Genomic DNA, 4,379 nt, shown 5'->3' on the forward strand with positions numbered 1-4,379 from the left:
GACCAGGCCAAGGAGCTGCTCAGCCAGGAGCTCAGCCACCGCATCAAGAACATCTTCGCCGTGGTCTCGGCCCTGATCGCGCTTTCGGCCCGCCAGCACCCGGAGGCCAGGGCCTTTGCGACGGCGGTCCGCACCCGCATCAACGCCCTGGCCCGGGCCCACGAGTTCGTCCGGCCGCATACCGAGAGCTCGAAGCCGACGGTCGGCTCGATGACGCTGCACGCCTTCCTGACGGACCTGTTCAAGGCCTACAGCGACCTGAAGGGAAAGCCTCGGATCATCCTCAGCGGCGACGACGCCACCTTCGACGACCAGGCCGCGACCTCGGTGGCCCTGCTGTTCCACGAACTGGCCACCAACGCCGCCAAATACGGCGCCCTGTCGCGCGAGGACGGCCGGGTGGCGCTGGACACCCGGCGCGCGGACGACCGCTTCATCCTGACCTGGACCGAGACCGGCGGGCCGCCCGTCGCCGGTCCCCCCGCCCACACCGGCTTCGGCTCCTCGCTCGCCAGCCTGTCCGTCGAGGCCCAACTGGGCGGCCGGCTGGAACGAAAGTGGTCGCCGTCCGGTTTGCAGGTGATCGCGGACCTCCCCGCAACCGCCCTGTCCCGCCGCCGCGCGGCGCAAAACGTCGCATGACGGAACCGGGGCGATCCATCCACGCTTTCTCCGGCTCTCCCGGATGAACAACGATTTTTGACTGACCGACCGAAATGACCGCCCGCATTCTGATCATCGAAGACGAGGCCCTCGTGGCGATGGAGCTCCGCTTCGTCCTCGAGGACCTCGGCCATGAGGTGGTGGCGACCGTGGCGGACGCCGCGTCCGCCCGCGACATCGTGCGTGAGAGCGATGTCGATCTCGCCCTCGTCGATATCCACCTGTCGGACGGCCCCACAGGCGTGGCGCTCGGCCGCGAACTGGGTCAGGAGCTCGGCGTCTCGGTGCTGTTCATGACGGCCAATCCCGGCATGGTGCGCGACGGCGTCGCCGGCACCATCGGGGTCCTGTCCAAGCCGACCGACGAAGCCGCGGTGCAGAAGGCGGTCGACTACGCCCTGCGCCGCCGCTCGGGCGCCCCGGTGCAGTATGCGCCGCCGGGACTGCAGCTGTTCGGCTGATCGCCCGGCCTCGTCCGGCTCACCAGACCCCGATCTTCTCCGCTTCCTTGTGCGAGATCGGATGGCCCTTGGCCTTGTGGTCCTGCTCGGCCAGGAAGCGCACCGCCTCCAGCGCCGCCATACAGCCCATGCCCGCCGCCGTGACGGCCTGGCGATAGACGTCGTCGGTCACGTCTCCGGCCGCCCAGACGCCTTCGATGGCCGTCGCGGCGGTGCCCGGCTTGACCACCAGATAGCCGCCCTGCTTGGTCTCCAGCTGGCCCGCGAACAGCTCCGACGACGGGGCGTGGCCGATGGCGATGAACACCCCGTCCGCCTTGATCTCGCGCGTCTCGCCGGTCTTGACGTTCTTCAGCCGCGCCCCGGTGACGTTGACGCCGCCGATGTCGTTGGTCTCGCCCAGGATCTCGTCGATGGCCGAGTCCCAGATCACCTCGACCTTGGGGTTGGAGAACAGCCGGTCCTGCAGGATCCGCTCGGCCCGGAACTCGTTGCGGCGGTGCACGACCGTCACCTTCGAGGCGAAATTGGTCAGGAACAGCGCCTCCTCGACCGCGGTGTTGCCCCCGCCGACCACGATCACGTCCTTGCCGCGATAGAAGAAGCCGTCGCAGGTGGCGCAGGCCGAGACGCCGAAGCCCTGGTATTTGGCCTCGGACTCGATCCCCAGCCATTTGGCCTGGGCGCCGGTCGAGATGATCACCGTCTCGGCCAGCAGTTCGGTCCCGGAATCCAGCGTCAGGCGGAACGGACGTTGCGACAGGTCGGCCTTGACGACGATGTCCTCGATCACCTCGGTCCCGACATGCTCGGCCTGGGCGCGCATCTGCTCCATCAGCCACGGGCCCTGGATGACGTCGGCGAAGCCGGGATAGTTCTCGACGTCGGTGGTGATGGTCAGCTGGCCGCCGGGCTGCAGGCCGGCGACGACCACCGGGTTCAGCATGGCGCGAGCGGCGTAGATGGCGGCGGTCCAGCCGGCGGGGCCGGACCCGATGATGGCGACGCGGACGGTGCGGGGAGTGCTCATTCGCCTAATCTAGGCGCTGATTCCCGCGAAGGGGAGGGCTACCGGCGCTGGTAGGGCTGGAATGAGCAGTCGGGGGCCACGAGGGCGTAGATGACCTCCGGCGTGTCGCCCGGATTGGGTTCGGCGAACACGCCGACCTCGTCGTGTTCGGCGAGATACGCCACCTCGTCGGGGCCGAGGATCCGAGGGAGGCCGTATTTGGCGTAGGTCGCGCCGTTGACGACCAGCGGCTCGCTGTTCCTGAACCAGTCCCGGCCCTCGGCGCCGGTGAACGGCGTCTTCGAGATGTCGGCCCATCCCTGCCGGGTGATGTAGGCGTAGCCGTTCCGGTCCACGAAGGGCGCATCGTCGTCGCTGAAGAAGGCCCCGTAGGGGACCGGCAGAAGTTGCTTGCCGCCGGGGGTGAAACCGCACCACCAGATGTCGATCCGGTCCGGAACGGGACCTGTCGCCTGCTGGGCGGCGATGGAAGGGGACGGCGCGCCCAGGGCGGCGGCGAGGACAAGGGCTGTGATCATCATGCCCGGATGCTAGTCTGCCGATCATTCGTTCGGCAACCGGGAGTCAGATATGGAAGGCCGCAGTCATCTGGGCATCGGCATCGCCCTCGGCGTGGCCATCGGCGCCGGCCTGGGCGTGGCGATGGACAATCTGGCCATGGGGATCGGCGTCGGCGTCGCCATCGGCGTGGCGCTCGGCGTCGCCCTGGACGCGAGCAAGAGCAAGGGCGGCAAGGGCGACTGACCTTATCCCTCCCCGCCCCGGGGAGGGTGGTCGACGCGCAGCGTCGACCGGGTGGGGCCGGCCGCTTGCACAACCCTCTCCAGTCGCGCAATCTATAAGTGCGCGGAGAAAAGCAGATGCCGGTTGTCGCCAGAGCCCGGGCCATGCGCAAGAGGATGAGTCCTCCTGAGGCTCGCCTCTGGGTAGCGCTGCGGCGTCTGCGAGCGCGGGGATATCACTTCCGTCGCCAGCACCCGATGCTTGGGTTCTACCCCGACTTCATCTGCCTCGACCGGCGGTTGATCGTCGAGGTCGACGGCGCCGGGCATAACTGGCGGGTCGAGCAGGACCGGCGCCGGGACGCCGCCTTCGCGCGTGAGGGGTTCACGACATTGCGCTACGACAACGCATCGATCCGGGACAATCTGGATGGCGTTCTGGCTTGGATTGTGGCGCGGCTTGAGGCGGCCGCCCCCACCCGGCCGCTGCGCGGCCACCCTCCCCGGGACGGGGAGGGAGAAGGCTGAGGCGATTTCCCTCCCCGAGACGGGGAGGGTGGTCGGCGCGCAGCGTCGACCGGGCGGGGGCGGTCTCCTAGGCCCGCCCCATCCGCTCCAGCACGACCCGGGCCGCGCGACCGGTCTCGTCGAGCGGCTCGTAGGTCCAGTCCTCGTCCAGCCATCGATCGAACGGCCGGGAGACGCCGCGCGCCTCCAGGTCCGCGTGAAGCCGGTCGAACTTGTCCGCCTTCCTGCGCGGGGTCATGGGCAGGATGTGCACCGGCTTGCCGGTCGAGGCCGCCTCGGCGGCCATGTTGGCGCTGTCGATCGTGACAAGCACGTGGTCGGCATAGTGGAGGAAGGCGAAGTACGGGTTCGGGCCGGTTCCGTCCCAGATCCATCCGGGCAGATCGCTCAGGCGCGCGATCATGGTCGCTTTCGCCGCCTCCGGCGTTCGCCGGGAGAAGGTCATCATCAGCGAGCCGCAATGCCCGTCGATCGCATCGCGAATCCGCTCGACGAGGATGGCGGCATAGGCCTCGGGTAGGTCGTAGGCGCGCGAGCGGCCGCCGATCAACACGGCCACGCGAGGCTCCGGCAGCTTCTCCAGCCGGTCAGCGAACGCGGGGGCCGACTCCGCCAGTCGGGCAGGCGTCACCCGGTGCGGCGAGCCGGTGATCGACAGAACATTGGGGCCCGTGAGCTGGTCATGCGCCGGGGCGACGACGAGGTCGTAGGCGTCATTTCGCCAGCGCGGATCCTGGGTCTGCACCACGAAGGTCCGGCCGTCGGACCGCTCCTTCACGCGTATCGACAGCGGCAGGGTTGCCCGCCCGGTCGCGATCCACAGGTCCGGCCAGGTCTCGCCCGGGCCCGGCTCGACCGGGTCCGACGACGGGTCCAGCATCCAGCCAGCCTTCAGGGCCGAGGGCAGTTTGTCGAAGGCCTTGCGCCAGCGGATGCGTTTGACGGTGATGTCGGCGGGGGTCAGCCGCTGTACGG

At 69.1% G+C, this 4,379-nt stretch carries 7 protein-coding genes; 4 read left to right on the forward strand and 3 right to left on the reverse strand.

Annotated elements, in window-relative coordinates; genetic code table 11:
* The coding region (locus RDU12_RS12995; RefSeq protein WP_308685007.1) for a sensor histidine kinase at positions 1-642 on the forward strand (642 nt) is incomplete at its 5' end.
* A 74-nt stretch (positions 643-716) separates the two neighbouring features.
* A complete protein-coding gene (locus RDU12_RS13000; RefSeq protein WP_300290192.1) occupies positions 717-1,124 on the forward strand; it encodes a response regulator in 408 nt (135 codons plus the stop codon).
* A gap of 19 nt (positions 1,125-1,143) precedes the next feature.
* On the opposite strand, the gene trxB is transcribed toward RDU12_RS13000, so the two are convergent.
* Positions 1,144-2,154, reverse strand: coding sequence for a thioredoxin-disulfide reductase (gene trxB, locus RDU12_RS13005; RefSeq protein WP_300290194.1), 1,011 nt, complete (start codon positions 2,152-2,154; stop codon positions 1,144-1,146).
* A gap of 38 nt (positions 2,155-2,192) precedes the next feature.
* Positions 2,193-2,675 carry a hypothetical protein gene (locus RDU12_RS13010; RefSeq protein WP_308685010.1) on the reverse strand — a complete coding sequence of 161 codons (483 nt, stop codon included), beginning with the start codon at positions 2,673-2,675 and terminating at the stop codon, positions 2,193-2,195.
* A 49-nt stretch (positions 2,676-2,724) separates the two neighbouring features.
* Between RDU12_RS13010 and RDU12_RS13015 the strand changes: the two genes are divergently transcribed.
* Together RDU12_RS13015 and RDU12_RS13020 are read left to right on the forward strand one after the other, a co-directional pair.
* On the forward strand, positions 2,725-2,898 hold the full coding sequence (locus tag RDU12_RS13015) for a hypothetical protein (protein ID WP_300290196.1): 174 nt from the start codon (positions 2,725-2,727) through the stop codon (positions 2,896-2,898).
* A 116-nt stretch (positions 2,899-3,014) separates the two neighbouring features.
* Positions 3,015-3,404, forward strand: a complete 390-nt coding sequence (locus RDU12_RS13020) for an endonuclease domain-containing protein (RefSeq protein WP_300290197.1) — start codon at positions 3,015-3,017, stop codon at positions 3,402-3,404.
* A gap of 67 nt (positions 3,405-3,471) precedes the next feature.
* Here the strand turns inward: RDU12_RS13020 and RDU12_RS13025 are convergent.
* Positions 3,472-4,379 (reverse strand): mitochondrial fission ELM1 family protein (locus tag RDU12_RS13025; RefSeq protein WP_308685013.1); only part of this gene is annotated, 908 nt, incomplete at its 5' end.

Source organism: Brevundimonas sp., assembly GCF_031082345.1.
GTDB lineage: Bacteria > Pseudomonadota > Alphaproteobacteria > Caulobacterales > Caulobacteraceae > Brevundimonas.